General features: G+C 68.8%; 13 protein-coding genes. 4 read left to right on the plus strand and 9 right to left on the minus strand.

Translation table 11 applies throughout. The features are described 5' to 3' along the window. Nucleotides 1–26 precede the first annotated feature (26 nt). Nucleotides 27–1,319 (minus strand): amidohydrolase family protein, encoded by a 1,293-nt coding sequence (locus tag ACFFJK_RS15750; RefSeq protein ID WP_379680376.1) that lies wholly within the window; start codon nucleotides 1,317–1,319, stop codon nucleotides 27–29. A gap of 210 nt (nucleotides 1,320–1,529) precedes the next feature. On the opposite strand from ACFFJK_RS15750, the gene ACFFJK_RS15755 reads away from it, so the two are divergent. The 3 genes from ACFFJK_RS15755 to ACFFJK_RS15765 all read left to right on the plus strand — a co-directional run bounded on the left by ACFFJK_RS15755 (nucleotide 1,530) and on the right by ACFFJK_RS15765 (nucleotide 5,947). Beyond that, complete coding sequence (locus tag ACFFJK_RS15755; RefSeq protein WP_379680377.1) at nucleotides 1,530–2,312, plus strand: phasin family protein; 783 nt, start codon at nucleotides 1,530–1,532, stop codon at nucleotides 2,310–2,312. A 103-nt stretch (nucleotides 2,313–2,415) separates the two neighbouring features. Further along, complete coding sequence (locus tag ACFFJK_RS15760) at nucleotides 2,416–4,167, plus strand: ABC transporter ATP-binding protein (protein WP_379680379.1); 1,752 nt, start codon at nucleotides 2,416–2,418, stop codon at nucleotides 4,165–4,167. Then, entirely contained in the window at nucleotides 4,157–5,947 is a 1,791-nt protein-coding gene (locus ACFFJK_RS15765; RefSeq protein WP_379680380.1) for an ABC transporter ATP-binding protein, read from the plus strand. The genes ACFFJK_RS15760 and ACFFJK_RS15765 overlap by 11 nt, the downstream gene beginning before the upstream one ends. A gap of 4 nt (nucleotides 5,948–5,951) precedes the next feature. Here the strand turns inward: ACFFJK_RS15765 and ACFFJK_RS15770 are convergent, their stop codons facing one another. Further along, the gene (locus ACFFJK_RS15770; protein ID WP_379680381.1) at nucleotides 5,952–6,842 is read right to left on the minus strand and encodes a hypothetical protein; all 891 of its coding nucleotides are present in this window, start codon (nucleotides 6,840–6,842) and stop codon (nucleotides 5,952–5,954) included. A 59-nt stretch (nucleotides 6,843–6,901) separates the two neighbouring features. Beyond that, entirely contained in the window at nucleotides 6,902–7,654 is a 753-nt protein-coding gene (locus ACFFJK_RS15775) for a DUF2243 domain-containing protein (RefSeq protein WP_379680382.1), read from the minus strand. A gap of 268 nt (nucleotides 7,655–7,922) precedes the next feature. On the opposite strand from ACFFJK_RS15775, the gene ACFFJK_RS15780 reads away from it, so the two are divergent. After that, the gene (locus ACFFJK_RS15780) at nucleotides 7,923–9,959 is read left to right on the plus strand and encodes a tetratricopeptide repeat-containing diguanylate cyclase (protein ID WP_379680383.1); all 2,037 of its coding nucleotides are present in this window, start codon (nucleotides 7,923–7,925) and stop codon (nucleotides 9,957–9,959) included. Between the two features lie 70 nt (nucleotides 9,960–10,029). Here the strand turns inward: ACFFJK_RS15780 and ACFFJK_RS15785 are convergent, their stop codons facing one another. The 6 genes from ACFFJK_RS15785 to ACFFJK_RS15810 form a co-directional block, all read right to left on the minus strand. Next, a complete protein-coding gene (locus ACFFJK_RS15785) occupies nucleotides 10,030–10,326 on the minus strand; it encodes a hypothetical protein (RefSeq protein WP_379680384.1) in 297 nt (98 codons plus the stop codon). Between the two features lie 80 nt (nucleotides 10,327–10,406). Then, entirely contained in the window at nucleotides 10,407–11,360 is a 954-nt protein-coding gene (locus ACFFJK_RS15790) for a hypothetical protein (protein WP_379680386.1), read from the minus strand. Next, nucleotides 11,357–15,031, minus strand: a complete 3,675-nt coding sequence (locus ACFFJK_RS15795; protein WP_379680387.1) for a tubulin-like doman-containing protein — start codon at nucleotides 15,029–15,031, stop codon at nucleotides 11,357–11,359. Before ACFFJK_RS15795 ends, ACFFJK_RS15790 begins: the two co-directional genes overlap by 4 nt. Before the next feature lie 21 nt (nucleotides 15,032–15,052). Continuing rightward, entirely contained in the window at nucleotides 15,053–15,511 is a 459-nt protein-coding gene (locus ACFFJK_RS15800) for a hypothetical protein (protein ID WP_379680388.1), read from the minus strand. A 47-nt stretch (nucleotides 15,512–15,558) separates the two neighbouring features. Then, nucleotides 15,559–17,046 carry a hypothetical protein gene (locus ACFFJK_RS15805; protein ID WP_379680389.1) on the minus strand — a complete coding sequence of 496 codons (1,488 nt, stop codon included), beginning with the start codon at nucleotides 17,044–17,046 and terminating at the stop codon, nucleotides 15,559–15,561. A gap of 8 nt (nucleotides 17,047–17,054) precedes the next feature. Then, nucleotides 17,055–18,578, minus strand: coding sequence for a hypothetical protein (locus tag ACFFJK_RS15810; protein WP_379680391.1), 1,524 nt, complete (start codon nucleotides 18,576–18,578; stop codon nucleotides 17,055–17,057). Between the last annotated feature and the right edge of the window lie 24 nt (nucleotides 18,579–18,602).

The following is an 18,602-nucleotide window of genomic DNA, read 5'->3' on the forward strand; positions in this document are numbered from 1 at the left end:
ATTCTAGCCCGAAATCGTTGCGGTTTTCACGTATTGTGCGCACCCTGCGGCGTGTGGCGGAAATCCGTGCTGGCGGGCCGGCCCGGCAGGTGCAGGGTCGCCTGGGCGGACGGCGCCTCGGCCACCACGGCGCCGCGGCGCACCACCAGCTTGCGCGGCGCGCGCAGGCGGATCGCCTCGACCGGCGACCCGGCGTCGAGCATCACCAGGTCGGCATGGCAGCCCGGGGCCAGGCCATACCCTTCCAGGCCGAGGATGCGCGCCGGGGTCTCGGTGACCGCCAGGAAGCACCGCTGCATCGCTTCCAGGCCCGTCATCTGCGCCACGTGCAGCCCCATGTGCGCCACTTCCAGCATGTCGCCCGAGCCCATGCCGTACCAGGGGTCGAGCACGCAGTCGTGGCCGAAGGCGACGTCCACGCCGGCCGCCATCAGTTCCGGCACGCGCGTCATGCCGCGCCGCTTCGGGTAGGTGTCGTGGCGCCCCTGCAGGGTGATGTTGATCAGCGGGTTGGCGATCGCCGCCACGCCGCTCTCGGCGATCAGGGGGATGAGCTTGCTCGCATAGTAATTGTCCATCGAGTGCATCGAGGTCAGGTGCGAACCGGCCACCCGCCCCTGCAGGCCGAGGCGCTGGGTCTCGTAGGCCAGGGTCTCGATGTGGCGCGACATCGGGTCGTCGCTCTCGTCGCAGTGCATGTCCACGCGCAGGCCCTGCTGCGCCGCGAACTCGCACAGCAGGCGCACCGATTCGGCGCCCTGCGCCATGGTGCGCTCGAAGTGCGGGATGCCGCCGACCACGTCCACGCCCATGGCGATCGCGCGCTTCAGGTTGTCGAAGGCAGTGGGGCTGCGCAGGATCCCATCCTGGGGGAAGGCGACCAGCTGCAGGTCCAGGTAAGGGGCCACCTGGCGGCGCACCTCGAGCAGCGCTTCCACCGCCAGCAGGCGGTCGTCGCAGATGTCGACGTGGGTGCGGATTGCCAGCAGGCCGCGCGCCACCGCCCAGTCGCAATAGCGCATGGCGCGCTCGACCAGGGCCTCCTGCGACAGCTGGGGCTTGAGTTCGCCCCACAGCCCGATGCCTTCCAACAAGGTGCCACTCTGGTTCACGCGCGGCAACCCATAGCTGAGCACCGCATCCATGTGGAAGTGGGCATCCACGAACGGCGGGGTCACCAGGTCGCCGCCGGCATCGATCTCGCGCGCGCCCTGGGCCGCCAGGCGCTGTTCCACGGCGACGATGCGGCCGCCGTCGATGCCGATGTCGATGCCGCGATTGCCATCTGGCAAGGTCGCGTTGCGAATCACGAGATCCATGCGTGCTCCTCCGTTGTGTTTCACTGATTGTAACGATTTTGCGGCAAGTGTCGCCCAACCGGGCACGGAAGTCATGCAATGCGCATCAGTAATGCTGCACTGCAATATTTATACTGGCGCACACGGGAATAAGTGCTTTGCAACATGCGCAATTCATGGCTACACTAGCTGATATTGCAGCGCGCCATAAATGACCGACAAGGAAATCTCATGACTTTCATTCCAGAGCAATTTTCCGCAGTACGCAAGGCCCAGGTTGCAGCCCAGTTTGATTTCTTCCACAACATCGCCAACCAGGCTTTCGACAACGCCAGCCGTGTCGTCGCCCTGAACCTGGCGACATCGCGCGATTCGGTCGAACGCTCGACCCGCGCCGCCCAGACCCTGATCGCCTCGCGCGACCCGCGCGACCTCCTGACGCTCGGCGGCCACGCCGAGGAACAGGTGCGCAGCCTGTTCGCCTACAGCCGCGAACTGCTCGGCATTGCCGGCGGGGTCCAGTCGTATGCCGTACGGTCTTCGGTGCCGGCCCTGGCACCGGCGCCGCAGCTCGCCGACGCGGCTGCGGAAACGGTCGCGCAGGCAGCCGAGCCGGTCGTGGCGGCGCAGGAGGCTGCGGTCGAGTCCGCCGTCATCGAATCGCGCGTCGTCGAAGTGGCGGTCGAGCCCGTTGTTGCTGCGGCGCCGGTGGCGGACGCACCGGCCGACGCGGCGGCAGCCGCGCCTGCCGAGGCAGCGGCCGAACCGGTCGTCGTCGCCGAGCCGGTCCCAGCGGCTGTGGCGGAACCTGCCGCGGCGGCAGCAGAAACCATCGCCGAGCCGGCGCCGGTGCCGGTCGCCGAACCGAAAGCCATCGCCAAGGCTGTCGGCAAAGGCACGGCCCGCGCCGCCGCCGTCCCGCACCCGGCCGCCGCGCCGGTGGAGCCAACCGAAGGCGAAGCGCTGGCAGCGAAAATCGACGTTGCTGCGCCTTCGTCGAAGCGCAGGAAGTAAACGCAGCACGGCGCTCCCTGCGCCTGATTGCCAAACGGACTACACTAGCGGGCTTCGGCCCGCTTGCTGTTTTTCGGGCACACAATCTCCAAGGAAACACTGCATGAGTCTCGCAAGGCTGATCGGCGGCTTCGTCCGCCGGCACTGGCCAGCCTATGTCTCGTCGGCCTTCATGCTGGCCGGCGTCGCCGTCTGCACGGTGCTCATTCCACGCAAGGTCGGCGCCCTGGTCGACGGCCTGGCGGCAAACCGGCTCGACCAGCACGACCTGCTGCTCGGGCTGGCCCAGCTGCTCGGCCTGGGCGTGGCCATTTACGTGCTGCGCGTGGGCTGGCGCATCCGCCTGTATTCCGCCGCCTACAACCTCGGTGTCGAGCTGCGCACGCGCCTGTATGCGCGCCTGGCGAGCCAGGGACCCGGCTTTTACCAACGCCAGCGCACCGGCGACCTGATGGCCCTGGCCACCAACGACATCGACGCCATCGAGATGGCCGCCGGCGAAGCGATGCTGGCCGGTTTCGACGGCACCCTCACCCTGGTCATGGTGCTCGGCATCATGACCCTCGGCGTCGACCCGCGCCTGGCCGCTGTCGCCCTGCTGCCCTTCCCGCTGATGGCCTTCGCGTTCTGGCGCATCTCGAGCCAGGTCCACCTTGCCGAAGCCGACGCCCTGAAACGGTTCTCGGCGCTCAACGACCACGTGCAGGAATCGCTGTCGGGCGTGCGCACCCTGCGCGCCCTGGGCCTGGAAGCACGCAGCGCCGGCCAGTTCAGCGAGCTGGCCGGCAACGCGGCCGCCGCCAGCCTGAATGCCCAGCGCTGGGAGGCGGCCTACGAACCGGCCGTCGGCCTGACCCTGACCGCGGCCACCGGCCTCACGCTCGGCCTGGGCGGCTACCTGGTCTGGAACAATGAACTGACCGTGGGCGACCTGACCAGCTTCTCGATGTACCTGGGCCAGCTGATCTGGCCGATGTTCGCAGCCGGCTGGGTGCTGTCGCTGATCGAGCGCGGTCGCGCCGGCCTGGCGCGGCTGCAGCCGCTGCTCGACGCCCCGCTCACGGTCGAGGACGAGGGCACGCTGGAAGAGATCGAGCGCGGCGCGCTCGTGGTCGACCGGGTCACCTTCTCGTACCACGAAGCCGAGCGGCCGGCGCTGGACCAGGTCTCGGTGACGGTGGAGCCGGGCCGGACCCTGGGCCTGGTCGGCCCTACCGGCGCCGGCAAGTCGACCTTGCTGCGCGTGCTGCTGCGCCAGGCCACGCCGCAGGCGGGCTCGGTCAGCTGGGCCGGCCATCCCCTGGCAGCGTACCGGCTGGCGACCCTGCGCGCGGCCATGAGCTGGGTGCCGCAGGAATCCTTCCTGTTCTCGGCCACCATCGCCGAGAACATCGCGCTGGCGCGTCCCGGCGCCTCGCGTGCCGAAGTCGAGGAAGCGGCCAGGATGGCATCGATCCACGACGACATCCTGCGCTTCCCGCAGGGCTACGACACGCCGGTGGGCGAGAAGGGCATCACCCTGTCGGGCGGCCAGCGCCAGCGCGTGGCCATCGCGCGCGCCCTGCTGGCCGACAGTGCGCTGCTGCTGCTCGACGACGCGCTGTCGGCGGTGGATACCGGCACCGAAACCCGCATCCTGGAACACCTGGACGCCTTGCGCGCAGCCCGGCCCGAGCGCGCCGCGATCATCGCCAGCCACCGCCTGTCGGCAGTCAGCAAGGCCGACCACATCGTGGTGCTGCGCGAGGGCCGCATCACGGAATCGGGCACCCACGATGAACTGCTCGCCCTGGACGGCTGGTATGCCAGCCAGTGGCGCTACCAACAACTGGAGGCCAGCATCGATGCAGACTGACCTGAAGCTCGAGCCCAAGGCCATGCGCGCCCAGGCGCGGCAGGCAGCAAGCCTGCTGCGCCGCGCCGCCGATCCGGAACGCCGCCACCTGTACCACGCCACGTTCTGGCTGGTCATCGCCGCGGCACTGGAAGTGCTTGGCCCCCTGCTGGGCAAGGCGCTGATCGACGACCACCTCCTGGCCCGCAACCTCGACTGGACCCGCATGTCATTGCTGCTGGGCGGCCTGGTGGTGACCGGCTGGGTATCCTCGTGGATCCGCTACCTGCAGCTGATCCGCCTGTCCGGGCTGGCAATGCGCTCGGTGCGGCGCCTGCGCGAGTGGGTCTACGGCCACGTGCTGCGCCTGCCGATGGCCTTCTTCGATCGCGCCATCACCGGCCAGCTGGTCAGCCGCGTGACCAACGACACCGAAGCCGTCAAGACGCTCTACATCCAGGTGTTGTTCGTGATGCTGGATTCCTCCATCGTTCTGGTGGGGACGTTGGCGGCAATGGCCTGGCTCGACTGGCGCCTGATGCTGGTGGTGCTGGCCCTGGTGCCGGCCGTGGTGGGCATCGTCTGGCTCTACCAGCGCCTGTCGGCGCCGGCGGTGACGCGCGCGCGCGCCCTGCGCAGCGACATCAACGGCCAAATAGCCGAATCAATCGGCGGCATGAGCGTCCTGCAAGCCAGCAACGCGCAGGGCCGCTTCGGCGAGCGCTTCCTCCACACCAACCGCGCGCACCGCACCGCGCGCCTGGCCGAACTGAAGGCCAACGCCTTCCTGCTGCGTCCGGCGCTGGACCTGCTCAACGTGGTGCTGCTCACCATCGTCATCTTTGGCTTCGGCCAGCGCCAGATGAACGCGGTCGAAGTGGGCGTGCTGTACGCCTTCATCAGCTATATCGCGCGCGTGGTCGAGCCGCTGATCCAGATCACCATGCAGTTCAGCGGCCTGCAGCAGGCGGTGGTCGCCACCGCGCGCGTGTCCACCTTGCTCGAAGAGGCCGGCGCGGCCGAACATGCCGAAGGCCGCATCGGCAACCAGGCCGCTTTCGATCCGCAGGCGCCGGCGGTGCGCGTGCGCAACGTGAACTTCGCCTACGTGCCGGGCCAGCGCGTGCTGCACGACGTGTCGCTCGACATCCCGCAAGGCGCCTTCTTCGGCATCGTCGGCCATACCGGCAGCGGCAAGTCGACCCTGCTCTCGCTGCTGCTGCGGTATTACACCGCCGACGAGGGCAAGATCGAGATCGGCGGCCTGCCGCTGGCCTCGATCGGCAACGAGCGCTTCCGCAACGAGGTCGGCCTGGTGCCGCAGGATCCCTTCATCCTGGCAGCGACCGCGCGCGAGAACATCGACATGGGACGCGGGCTTTCGTTCGCCCGGATCGAGGCGGCGGCACGCGCTGCCCACGCGCACGGTTTCATTTCAAGCCTGGAACAGGGCTACGAGACCCAGCTGGGCGAAGGCGGCTCGCGCCTGTCCTCCGGCCAGAAACAGCTGGTGGCGATCGCGCGCGCCCTGGCGGGCGAGCCGCGTATCCTGCTGCTGGACGAAGCGACCTCGCGCATCGACAGCGCCACCGAGCAGATCGTGCAGGAAGCGCTGGAAGAACTGCGTGGGAAAGTGACCATCATCGCGATCGCGCACCGCTTGTCGACCATTCGCGCGGCCGACCGCATCGTCGTGCTGAACCATGGCCGCATCACCGAGGCCGGCTCGCACGACGACCTGATGCGCATCGAGGGCGGCCTGTACCAGCGGCTCTACCTGCTGCAGCAGATCGCGTTGTAGCTCGCTACTCGCGTTCCTGGGCCGGCACCAGGCGCTGCGCATCGCGGCGCCGGATGTCGTCCACGACCTGCCTGGCGAGCCGGTCGAGCGCGGGGTAATGCACGCCCAGGCCCTGCTGCAAGGCGGCGGGGACGCTGTCCGCGCACCAGCCGAGCTGCATGCACAATTCCAGCGTGCTCACCGCTCCTGGCCCGCAATCGGCGCCCAGGCGGCAGGCGACGAGCGCAGCGCCGAAGGGGATGCCCCGTGCGGTGGAATCCTGTTCGTCCCGTACCGGCGCCCGCGCCTGGATGGCCGGCGCGACGAGCGAGGCGATCACGTCAGGATTTCCCTGCTCGAATGCCTCGCGCAGCATCTGCGCCCTGCCCTCGGGCCCGTCGGCGGCCAGGTAGCCGAACATGCTGCCCAGCAGCGGATCGGCCGCCAGGTCGAGATGCCGGGCCGCGTCCAGCTCGCGCTCCGCGTCGTCCAGCCCATCGGGAGTGAAATCGCAACGCCGTAGCAGCTCTTCAGCAGCTTCGCGGCGCGGAGATGGCAGTGCCTCGAGCGTCTTGTCCAGTACGCGCCGGCAGGTCTCGAGGACCCGCGTCGCGTAGAAATAGGCGCCTTCCCCCGGCTTGCGCATGGCCTCGTAGAAGAACATGCGCAGGTTCTGCGCGTGCACGTACTTCGCATGAATGTCGCGCCACAGGCCGGACGGATGCTGCGTCGGCGCCGGCGCCGGCGGCGCGGCCGCGGCGGCAGGCTGCTGCGGCAGGACAGGAGCGGATCGACCGACAGGCGTCGGCGCAGGAGCGCGAACGGCGAACGGTTCCGGTGACGGAATGGTCAGCGCGACGACGCCGGCAAGCACGGCGCCGAGCACCACGCCGATGGCAATGTCACGGATGTGCATGGGGATGGCAGCTCCTTCGGGGTTGCCGCCATGGTATCAGGAGGCGCCGCGCCGGCGTGTCAGGCACGGCTCCAGTTGAAGCAGGCGGCCGGCACGCCGGCCCCGCTCACCAGCAGCGCGCCGTGCCGGTAAAAGCCCCAGCGCCGTTCCTCCGGCACCGCAACCACCACCACGCCCATGGCACGGTCGCTCCACACCAGCCTGGCGTCGAGCGCGTCGAGCGCGGCGAACACCTCGCGCGGACCGGCGCCGGGTTGGAAGACCACGGTGGCGAAGCCGGTCTGCGCCGGCGGGACCAGGGCCCAGGCGCCGGCACCGGACGTGAGCAGGCCCAGAACCAGCATCGCCGCCGCACCATGCAGTTTCGGGCCACCGCCCATGCGGCCCATGCGCCAGCCGGCCACCAGCGGAACGATGCCGAACAACGCCAGCCAGAGCAAATCCCACAGCAGCGGATCGTCGCTGTCGATACGGATGCGGTGGATCTGCAGCAGCCAGTGCGACAGGAAGGTATCGAGCACGTGCCAGAAGCCGAAGCCGACCAGCACGGCGCCGACCAGGGGCCAGCCCCAGTTCCCCGTGCCCCGGCGGTGCAGCCACCACAGCCCTGCCAGGCCCGCAAGCGCGATCACGTACATCAACGCGTGAAACCAGCCGTCCCACAATACCTGCAGGCGCAGGTCGTCGACGCCGGGCACCAGGCTGAGCAGGTGGTGCCACTGGAGGATCTGGTGCAGCAGGATGCCGTCAAAAAAACCACCAAGCGCAAAACCGAGCACGGCGCCCCACCGGGCCCACGGTGTGTTCCACATCGCATTCACCTCGCGTCAGGACAAGACCGGACCAGTATAGCCCTGCTTTTTGGAGGCGAATGCACCATTCTCAAAGGAACGAATCAGATAAGAAACCGTTGCACCCGTCGCCGGTGTCGTGCCATCAGCGCTTGAGAACACTTCTCATCCATTACAAAATTGTGTCGTTTTTGTGACAATTGAAGAGAAATTGAATTTCCGGTTTGCAACAGGAATATAATGTTTCTAGATAACATCTATGTAATGACTGGCGCACCGAAACTCGTCCATGCCTTCCCGATTTCATCCTGCCTTCCCGCGTATCCGGCGCCTCGCGTTCGCCATGGCGCTGTGCCTTGCCGCTGCCGGCGCGGGCGCGGGCGAACAGGCGCCGCTTGCCAAGCGGTTGGCTGAGGTAAGGGAACTCAACAAATATGTCCCCGAGCGCGCCCTCCCCCTCCTGCAGCAGATGGAACGGGATGGCCGGGCGGCGCCGCTGGGGCAGCGCATCGAGTTCCTCAACCAGCTGTCGAACGCCTACGACGGCGTCGGCAAGCTCGACGAGGCCGCCGCGGTGGCAGACGAGCTCGTCGCATTGGGACGCCAGCACGACAACAACGTGGCGCTCGCCAAGGGCCTGCTGCGCAAGGCGTATCTCGCCTCCCGCCGTTCCCAGCTGGGCGAATCGCACCGCCTCGCCTGGGAGGCGGAACAGCTGGCCTACACGACGGACGACATCGACCTGAAGGTGCGTGCGACCATTGCTGCGGGCGACTCCTGGGCCGAAGAAGGCAATTTCCCGAAAGCGCTCGAGCGCCTGCAGGCAGCCGCCACGCTGGCACGCCAGCACCGCGACCCGACCCAGATCGTCATGTCGCTCAACGCCCTGATCGAGCTGTACACGATCATGCGCGAGTACGAAAAAGGGTTCGAAGCACTTGCCGAAGCGGTCAAGGCTGCGGAAAAAACGAATTCCCCGGGCCGCATAGCCACGCTCAAGCATGCCGAATACGGCCTGGCGGTCGAAACCGGCCAGTACCAGCGCGGCCTGAAGGCACTGCTCGACAGCCTGGCGATCGAGCGCAGCCTCGGCGCCGATTCGATGGGCGCGTACTCGCTGGCGAACCTGTCGGACTGCTACCTGAAGATGCGCGACTACCGCAATGCCGCGCTGTATGCCGAGCAAGCCATCGACGCGGCACGCAAGCTGAACAACGCCGGCCTGGAAGCGACCGCGCGCCTGAACCTGGGCCAGGCCTACCTGGCTACCGGGCGGCTGGCCGAGGGCAAGCGCCATATCGAAGCCGGCATGACAGCCTACGAAAAACTGGGCGACCAGCCGGAATTGCAGGCAGTCCTGGTCGAATACGGCCAGGCGCTCGAGCGCGCCGGCGACCTGCCGGGCGCGCTGCGCGCCTACCACCGCGAGCGCAAGATCTCGGACGAGTTGTTCGAGAAGCGGCGCCAGCGGGCGGTGCTCGACCTGCAGGAAAAATACGACACCGAGAAGAAGCAGCGCCAGATCGAATTGCTGCGCAGCGAAAACGAAGTAAACCGCCTGCAGCAGCGCATCTGGTGGCTGCTGGCCGCCGTGTTCGCCCTGGCGTCGGTCGTGGTCGGCCTGCTGTACCGCAAGGTGCGGCATGCGAACGCCCAGTTGTACGCGAAGAACAAGGAACTCAAGCAGCAGAGCGTGCGCGACCCGCTCACGGGGCTGTACAACCGCCGCCACTTCCTCGAGTACATGCGCGCCATGCCGCAGCCGCAGGAGCGCGCCGCGGCGCACGAACAATGCGGCGCATTGTTCCTGCTGGACGTGGACCACTTCAAGCACATCAACGACACCCATGGCCACGCAGCCGGCGACGCGGTGCTGATGGCGATGGCGGCCAGCCTGCGCGACATCCTGCGCGAGACCGACATGATCGTGCGCTGGGGCGGCGAGGAATTCATCGCCTTCCTGCCGACGATCCCGCGCAGCGGCCTGGACGAAGTGGCGCAGCGCATCCTGAGCGGCATTTCGGCGACCACGATCCAGCATGGCGGACAGACCCTGTCGGTGAACGTGTCGATCGGGTTCGCCCCCTTCCCGCTCAGCTGCGGCGGCGTGGTGCTGCCATGGGAACGTGCGGTCAACGTGGTGGACATGGCGCTGTACCTGGCCAAGGCCCATGGCCGCAACCGTGCCTACGGGGTCCAGGGCTTCGGCGATCCGTCCCAGATCTGCCTCGACGAGATCGAGCAGAACCTGGAGCAGGCATGGCGTGCCGGCAAGGTGAACCTGTCGGTCGTGCACGGCTGGGAAGACCAGCGCGCCAGCGCGTAGGTCCGGCCCGGCTGGACCACCCGTCGTCAGCGCGACGGCGAGCGAACGCCATGGGGCCGGGCTGCCGGCCTCATTCCGCTGCTCGTTGCATCTTCTCGCCGGCTTTTTCCACCTTCTTGCCAACCTCCTCGGTCGCCTTGTCCAGGCCACGGCTGGCTTCCTGCGCGGCGTTCCTGACCTTCTCGCGCGCCTCGGCCGCGGCACGGTCGGCCTTGGCCAGTTCATCCTCGACCTGGCGCGAGACCTTCGCGCCGGCGTCGTCCAGCGCCTTGCCGGCCCGTTGCGCCGGGCCCATCGCTTCCTCGTCGTTGCTGCAGCCTGCCAGCACGGCAAGCGCCAGCAGCGAGCCCAACATGCGTGTCTTCACGTCTGCCTCCTGCTATCTGCTTGCCGGACAGCATACACCTGCCGCGAAAAATGCGGCTGACCGTTGGGCGTCCGCCTCCCCTACTCGTTACGGGTCGGGTCGGCCAGCGGATGGTGGCGCTCGTCGTTGATGTCCTGCCTGAGCTTGCGCGTCGCGTCGTCCTCGCCCCAGCGCTTGGTGAAAGTCGCCAGCCGGGCGAGCGCCTTGTCGTAGGAGCGCGCCCGCCGCAGTTTCCTGACGTCGGCGGCGGTGTCCTCCCAGGCCCTGGCACGCTGCTCGGCGCGCGTGCAGTCGGCGGCGGCCTTGTTCAGCGACGTCTGCACCTGGCGCAGCTGCTCGGGGGTGGCGCGCGTGCCGCGCAGCGCGATCAGTTCGTCCTGCGCTTCCCTTGCCTTGCATTCGACGGCCAGCGCGACGGCGCGGTCCATGCGGCGCTCGATGCGCGAGCCCGAAGGGCGCACCGTCATCCAGATGATCCACAATGCACCCAGTGCCAGGATCCACCAGCGCAGGCGGATCGGGGCGCGCTGCGGCGGCCGGGCTGGCGTGGCCGGGCCGCGGCCGGGGCCGACGCCGGGTGGCGGTGGAATACCGCGTCCCGGGCCGGCCCGGCTGGCGCCGGCCGGCGGAGGGGCAGGCGACGCAGGCGAAGGCGGCGGCGGGGGCGGCACCGGCGCGCTGCTCCGCGGGGCGGCCGCGGAGGGGCTTGCCGTGCCTGGCGCCGCTGCGGTGGCGGATGCGGCTGCGGTGGATGCGCCCGTAGATATCGATCCCGGGCCGGGCGCGGGGGCCTGCGCTTGCGGTGTAAGCTGCGCCTGTGGCGCGGCCTGCGCCGGCTCCGGCGCTGCCGGCCCCACGTGCGGCGGCGCCACGGGCGGCTTCGCCAACATCGGCGGCGGCACGCCCGCGGGCTGCCCCGCCTGCTGGGCCGTGCCGCACCAGGGACAGTAATTCACCCGCCTCGGCATCAGGCGCCCGCACTGGGCGCCGATGCAGCGGTAAACGGCCTCGTCTTGCACCATGCCGTCCTTCATTCGGGATCCGGAATGCCGTCGCCGCCCGCGTCATCGGGGTCGGGAATGGCGTCGCCCAGCACTGCCGCCAGTTCCGGCAGCGCCCCCACCGTGCTCCACTTGTCCAGCTTCGGGTTCCAGGCCATGTTCCAGGCGCGCGTCGTGGCATCGATCTCGCCGCGCGCCGCCTGCTGGGCGATCTCTTCGATCGTGTACGGTCCGCGCTGGGCACCCTGCAGGAACAGCTTGTAGCGCGGCTGCATCACGGGCACGGGCGCGGCCGGGGGCGCCATGCCGACCCCGGCGCCCGCATCGGCCACGGTTGCGCCTGCCGGCCGGCGCCCCAGCACCATCGCCGCGTGCTCGTCGCTGGCCAGGTATTCGGGCAGGATCACGCGCTTGTCCACGGGGCGCTCGACTTCCCAGTTGTAGGCGTCGCTGGCCGAATCCGGCACCGTTTCGGTCCATTGCGCAATGCTGCTCAATGCCGTTTCGATCTGGCTTGGGGACAGCGCCGGGTCGAGCGCGGCGGCGCGGCGGATCCAGGCGTCGTACAGCCGCCGCGCCGTGATGTTCGGCAGCGATGGCGACGGCAATTGGGCGCCGGTCTCGTCGACTTCGAGGCGCGGCTCGTAGACGCGCAGCTGGTAATACCGCATCAACGCCGCCAGCAGCGCGAGCTGGTGCGGCCCGACATTGGCCAGCCGGTGGCGCACCGAGGCGATCACCTGGTCGCGGTAGTACGGCGGCAGGCCGTTGGAACGGATCGCGTACTCGTTGCCGATCTGGAGCCACTCGCCCGATCCCGGCTCGACCTCGAACAGGTACTGGCCGCGCGGCTGGAAGCTAGCCTCGCGGTCGCCCAGGTCGGGCTTGCGGCGGATGACGCCGAGGGCAATCGCCTGCAGGAACCATTCGTAGTCGTCGGCCAGGCGGTTCAGCTCGTCCATCGAGGGCGACAGCGGGTGGCGGAAGCGCGTGGCGTCGAAATGCAGGTGGGTCGGGATCTTCGGATTCTCGATCTGGTACGAGGCGCGCCAGGTGGGCAGGCCGCGCAGCACCGTCATCGGGTAGCCGGACAGCTCCACGTAGCACACCGCCCGGCCGGCGATGCCGGTGTTGACGATCGAGATCAGGTCGCCATGGAAGTAACCGGTGGGCACCGCCGCGCGCAGCTCCGCTTCCATCTTGCGCCAGGCGCCGACGTCCCCCACGCCGATGAAGCACTTGAACTGGTCGGCCGCCGGCGTGAACTCGGCCGAGAAGCGCGCATTCACCCACGGCATGGCACTGCGGATCCATTCGGCGAACACGCGCTGGCGTTCCTGCGGACTCATGCTCGAGAGGCGCTCGAGCAGCGGATCGACGGGTTCGGGCTGCTCCAGCTCCTGGGACGAGAGCTGCAATTGCGCGCGCCGGAACAGCTTGAGCAGCAGGTCGGCGCGCAGGCGCTCGTCGCCCAACTGCGGGAACAGCCGTGCCGAACCGCCGAATTCCAGCAGCACCTCCTCGCCCCAGGCGCTGACGTCACCCGTCAGGCGCACCGGCGGCGGCAGCACGTCGCTGGCGATCTTGATGTAGGTGGCGTGCTCCTGGCGCGCATCGGCGCGCAGCTGGCTGATGCGCTGGTCGGCCGCATGCAGCATCGCCTGCACCTGGCGCCGTCCCTCCTGGAATTCGCCGGCGATCCCGCTCCACTGGGCATTGCCCTGCTCGTCGGTGGATTGCGGATCGCCCAGCCAGGCCGACATGTTGCGCATCACCTCGATCGACTGTCCCGCCGCCACCGCCAGCAGGTGGAAGCGCAGGTAGTCGGCGATGTCGCGCTTGAGGTGGTTCATCACTTCGCGGCCCTGCGCTTCCTTGCCGAACATGCGGCTGGCGGCCTGCGACAGGTTGTTCAGCGATTCCTCGACCTGGCGGGTGCGCAGCGCGTCCCGGATGTCGCGGTAGCGGCGGCCGTTGCGTTCGGCGTTGGCCAGGTCGCGCTGCAACAGGCGCGCCTTGACCTGCTCCAGCAGCGACAGCACGAATTCCAGCCCGCCCTGCTTGCGGTCGTCCAGCAGCGCGTACAGGCGATCGCGCGCACGCGTCTTCAGGCGCGTCGTCAGCTCGCCGGTGTGGCGTTTGATGCGGTCTTCGCTAGTCTCGGCGGTGGCGCCGGCCTCGCGGATGGCGTCGCGTTCCAGGTGCGGCAGCAGCTCGGCCACCTTCTCTCGCCACAGCTTGATGTCGTAGGCCGCCATGATGCGGTCCATCTCGAGCTGCACCTTGCTCTCGACGCGCTCGAGCAGCGAGCGCCCGTCCCTGTCGAGCAGCAGCGTATTGGTGAGCGCGTATTCCGGGAAGGGCGTGACGTCCACCGTGCCCTTGCGGAAATCCGGAAAGGCGTCGAAGGGGCGCTCGGCCATCTCCATCTGCTCGCGCATGAAGGTATCGCGTTCCTGGTCGCCGGCGCGGCGTGCCGCCGTTCCATCCGTGGAGACCAGTCCGAAGAAGGCCTTGACCATCAGCCCGGCCAGCTCGTAGGCGCGGATGTCGTCGCGCAGGCTTTGCTGGGTATCGAGCACCGCCTGCCCGAAGGCCGAATACGCCTTGGAGTAGGACAGGCGCATGTCGCCGAAGCGCTGCTCGGGCACGCGCGGGTTGTACGGCCCCAGCTTGTGCTGCTGCTGGTTGACCGCCACCGAACGCTTGCGGTTGGCAAAATCGGCCGAGGCGAAATCCTCGAACAGCGTGTCGGCCACCATCTGGTATACGTCCTTCACGTCCAACGTGGCCTTGTTGGCGAGGTTGGCGGTGTCGACGAAGTACACGTCGTCGAACGGGGCGCCGCTGCCCGTGATGCTGTCCGGGTCCATCCAGTGCACCCGGGCGTTCATGTCGCGCATCGCCGTTTCCAGTTCCATCAGGGTGGCGTAGGCGTTGGCTTCGGTGCGTTCCTTGTTGGCCTTGGCGAACCCGCCCGGCATGAACATCACCAGGTCGACCTGGCTGTCCGAGACTTCCTGGCGCGCGATGGCCTTCGACAGCCAGCCGAGGTCGAGCGCGCTGCCGGCGCCGGTGCCGCCCGCGCATGAGGCGATGACGACGATGCGGAACTTGGACGTATCGACCTGCAGGCCCAGGCGCTGGTAGTTCTCCTTGCGCTCGATGCCGGCGTTGCTGCCCAGGCTGTTCAGCGCGCCCTTGATGCGCCCGCGCAGCTTGGGGTACTTGTCGAACAGGTAGAGCCGCGCCAGCGCACGGATCTGTCCCGCCCCTTTCGACGGGTCGATGCCGAGCGAACGCAGCTTCTTGGGACGCAGCGGCATCCAGTTCTCGATCAGCGGGAAGCGCGCCAGGCTGTCGTCGGACTCGTGATACTGCGGCAGGTCGAGCGGCTCGACCAGACGCTCCTCGTCGGCCAGCTTCACCAATTCGTACCAGGGATCGGTGCGCTGCGACTTGCCTTCGTCGATGACGGCATTGTTGTCGAGGTCGAAGTGCAGGAAGCGCGCCACCGGGAAGTCGCCGATCGATTCCACGCGCGTGGGGTTGTTCCGGTTCCAGACCGCCGACAGGATGCGGCGGCGGATACGCATCATCACTTCCATGCCGGTGCCGCCGGCGCCGATGAACAGCGTCGGGCGCAGGTCGACCTTGAGTTCCGCTTTGGCGTTCAATGCCGCGGGGTTGGGGAAATCAGCCATGTCGTTCTCTTTTCTCGATGCTTAGCGGCGGCCGATGAACAGCGCCGCGACCAGGGCGATCAGGCCCACCGCCACCAGCGGGCCGGTGACGGCGAAGGTCAGGAATTTGCTGGCATTGATGATCGCCAGTACCGCGGCCGCCGACAGGAAGCCCAGGCCGACGAACAGCAGCCAGCCGGCGCTGCCCGCCGACGAGGGCGCCACCCGGCGCACCACCAGGTGGTGCACGAAGGCGTTGCGGACAAAAAAGTACACCACCAGCAGGATCACGAACACCACCGCACCGATGGCCAGGTCGCGCGTCGAGGTATCGGTGGCCGCTACCGGTGCCGTCGCCGTCCCCGGCACCACCTCGACCGGGCGGCCGGCCGTTTCCGGCGTGGTCTGCGGCAGCGAATCCTGGGGCGAAGCCGATTCTTCCGGCAGTTTGAAGCCGGGATCGGCGGGCGATGGAGCGGACGGTGACTGGGTGCCTTGCATGGTTTTCCTTTCCTTGTTCTTGTTAGGTAGTGTTCCGGACAGCAGATTCAACGGCCGAGCCGCACCTGCGCGCCTTCACGCAGGTCGATCAACTGGTGGCCGAACAGGGTCGTCTTGAGCTGCGCCACCTGGGCGCCGGTCCTGTCGTAGATCGGTTGCGTGGTGCCGGGCCGCGCGCGCATCGTGCGCAGTTCGTCCTCGACGGTCACGTGGGCGACACGCGGGCGGCCGTAGGCATACGCGGCAGCCCCCAGCGCGGCCAGCAGCGCCGACACGATGCCGCCCAGCGCCAGCAGCGGCCCCATGCCGTAATGCACCCGCACCTCGAGCGGCAGCACGGCGTTCGATGCCTGGACCGTCGCTGGCGGCGTGAAGATGTCCGGCAGCGGATCGCCCGGGAACAGCGCGGCCATGCGCTGGCGGAAGGCCTGCGACAGCTCCAGGCGCTGGTTCGCCAGGTGCAGTTCGATCCGTCCCGGCAGCACATAGGCGGAACCGGCGGAACCGAGCGCCGCCATCGACCACTTGTCCGGTACCTGGGCCACCGGCAGCCGCATGGTCGAGCCGAGCGGCACCGGCTTGCCGGGTGCGAGGTTGCTCACGCGGCTGCTTGCCAGCTCGATCTTGCGGTCCTCGCCGGCAAGCACCGAGCGCGCGCTGAGCGAGGCCGAGGTGATCGTGTACGGGTACATCGCGTTCTCGAGCTGCCAGCGGATGCTGGCCCGCGGCGTGAGCGCATCGGGGGCGACATCGGCGCGCAGGCCGCCGCCCGGCCCTTGCGAGAACTCGACGCCCGGCGCATCCTCGACCTGGGCCGGCACCAGGCGCACGGTGTCGCGGTCGAGCGGTTTCAGGCGCGCCGGCTGTTCGGTGATGACCTGGCCGATGCGCCCGGACGCCAGCAGGCCGTCGAGCGCGCGGCTGCCTTCCTTGCCCACCGCGAAGGCGTACACCATCAGTCCGTTGGCGCTGTAGTGCCTGCCCTGCACCGGCATGCGCAGCGGGAAGGCCACCACCTTGTCGATGGCCGCGCCGCGGTGGATCAGTTCATAGAACTCGCGGTTGCGCGCGGCCGTGGCCTGGTCGTTGTTCGGGCTGTTGCGGTTGTTCGTCACGAGCCAGACGATGCCCGGCTTGCCGCCCAGGGCCGTCTTGACGGCGGCCTGCACCGCTTCGCCCAGGTCGGTGTCGGCCAGCGCCGTGCTGTTCGGCTTGCGCGCCGTGTCGAGCTGCGCCAGCGCGCCGTCGACGCGGCTGCGCACGGCGCCCTCCTTGTCCGCCTTCATCGACAGCAGCGCCTTCGGCGAAGGCGCCCCGGGCAGGGACTGGTTGAAGGCGGCCAGCACCAGCGCGTCGCCCGGTTGCACGACGGCGCCGGCGAGCGCCCCCACCAGCGGCTTGAAGGGCGATCGGGGATCGCTGTAGAACGGCTCCATCCAGCCCGAGTTCTGCACCAGGAAGACGTGCGGGGTCGCGCCCACCCCGGCCGTGCAGGCCAGCAGCAGCCAGAACGCGGCAGCCAGTTGTCGGAACACGGCCCCCATCACGACAGCTCTTCCAGGCGCCAGCCACGCATCTGGTTCCAGTCGGGGTGGTGCAGCCACAGGCAGCCCGCATACACGAGGGGCACGCATTCGAGCGGCCGCGACAGGCGCACCACCTCGTCGAGGATCACGTTGCGGCGCCCGATCCACTCCACGGTGGTGCGGGCCAGAACGCGTCCATTCGCACGGGCGTGCAGCGCCTCCTCCGCGCGGCCGGTGTACTTGTGGAAGCGCAGCACCAACCCGCTCGGCTGGCTGCGGTTGTTGTTGAAGGCGCGCAGCAGCGGCAGCACCAGGGTTTCGTCCTGGTTCAGGTCTTCCACGTGCTCGCCGGACCAGGGCTCGTCCAGCACCGGGTGGCCGCGCCGGAACAGGAAGTTGGCAAAGCCCAGGCGCGCGCCGTCGATCGGGGCGCCTTGCGGCCGTTCGCTGCCGATCTCGAGGAAGGAATACCCCTGGCCGTCATGGCCGATGTGCCACAGGCGGCCGTCGCGGCTCTGGGTCGGGCCGCCGAATTCCAGGCGCGGCTGCCAGCCCGGCGGCCACGGCGTGAAGCGCGGCGCCTCGCCCGGGCGCCAGGCGAGCTGTCCCTGCTCATGCAGCCAGAACAGGCGGCCGTCATAGCCGATCGGGCGCGACCAGCCCGCATCCGGCACGTCCGGGCAGGCATATTCCTCGACTTCGGCGAAATCCGCCCGCGCGCTCCACAGGCGCACGCCCGCCCCTTCCGGACGGACGAGGCAGGCGATATGCCGGCGCATGGCGCCCGGCGCCGCCACGACAGGCGCATCCAGCACCGGCTCGGTGCGGTAGGTTTCGCTGACCGGGTTGATCCACAGCCGCAGCAGGCCGCCGGCGGCAGGCACGATGGCCACCTCGCCGCGGCGCGGTTCCAGCACCGGCAGCCAGGCATAGCTCGACGCGGTGAAGGTCAGGCTGGCGGCACCTTCGTCCGGCGTCATCACGTGCCACAGTCCGGCCAGCGGGTCCCAGTACTGCAGCACGCCGCGGGTGTGCGCCAGCGCCAGCAGGCGCTGCTCGGGAAAGCCATAGTGGGAAGCCGCGAAAACGCAGGTGGAATTCGGCGGCACCGGCATGGTCACATCGCAGCGGCCGACGTGGGGCGCCGCAGGACGTTCTTCGAGACTATCACCCAGCGGCAATGAGGTGACCGGCAAGCCATGCGGCACATGGCGCGGCAGCATGGCGTCGCCCTCCGGTCCCCACCAGCCGGGCTGGCGGGATGGCGAACCGCTCAGGCGCAGCAAGGGGCGGCCGCAGTTGGGACAGAACGCAAAGCCTTCGGGGTAAATGGGCGCGCACTCGCAGGCGGTGGGCAGCGAGGCGCCGAGCAGGCGCGCGACATCGGGCAGGCGGCCGTGCGCCTGGCCCTGCCAGTCGATGCGGCCCAACCCTTCGGTTGCCAGCAGCTGGAACTGCCCGCTACGCTCGTCTTCCTGCCAGACACTGGCAGGCGTTTCCCATCGGTATGCCAATTCGCCCTCGCCCTGTAGTGCCATCATTTGATTTATCGAAACACAGCCTGT

This window comes from Massilia consociata, from assembly GCF_042432755.1.
GTDB classification, from domain to species: Bacteria; Pseudomonadota; Gammaproteobacteria; order Burkholderiales; family Burkholderiaceae_D; genus Telluria; species Telluria consociata.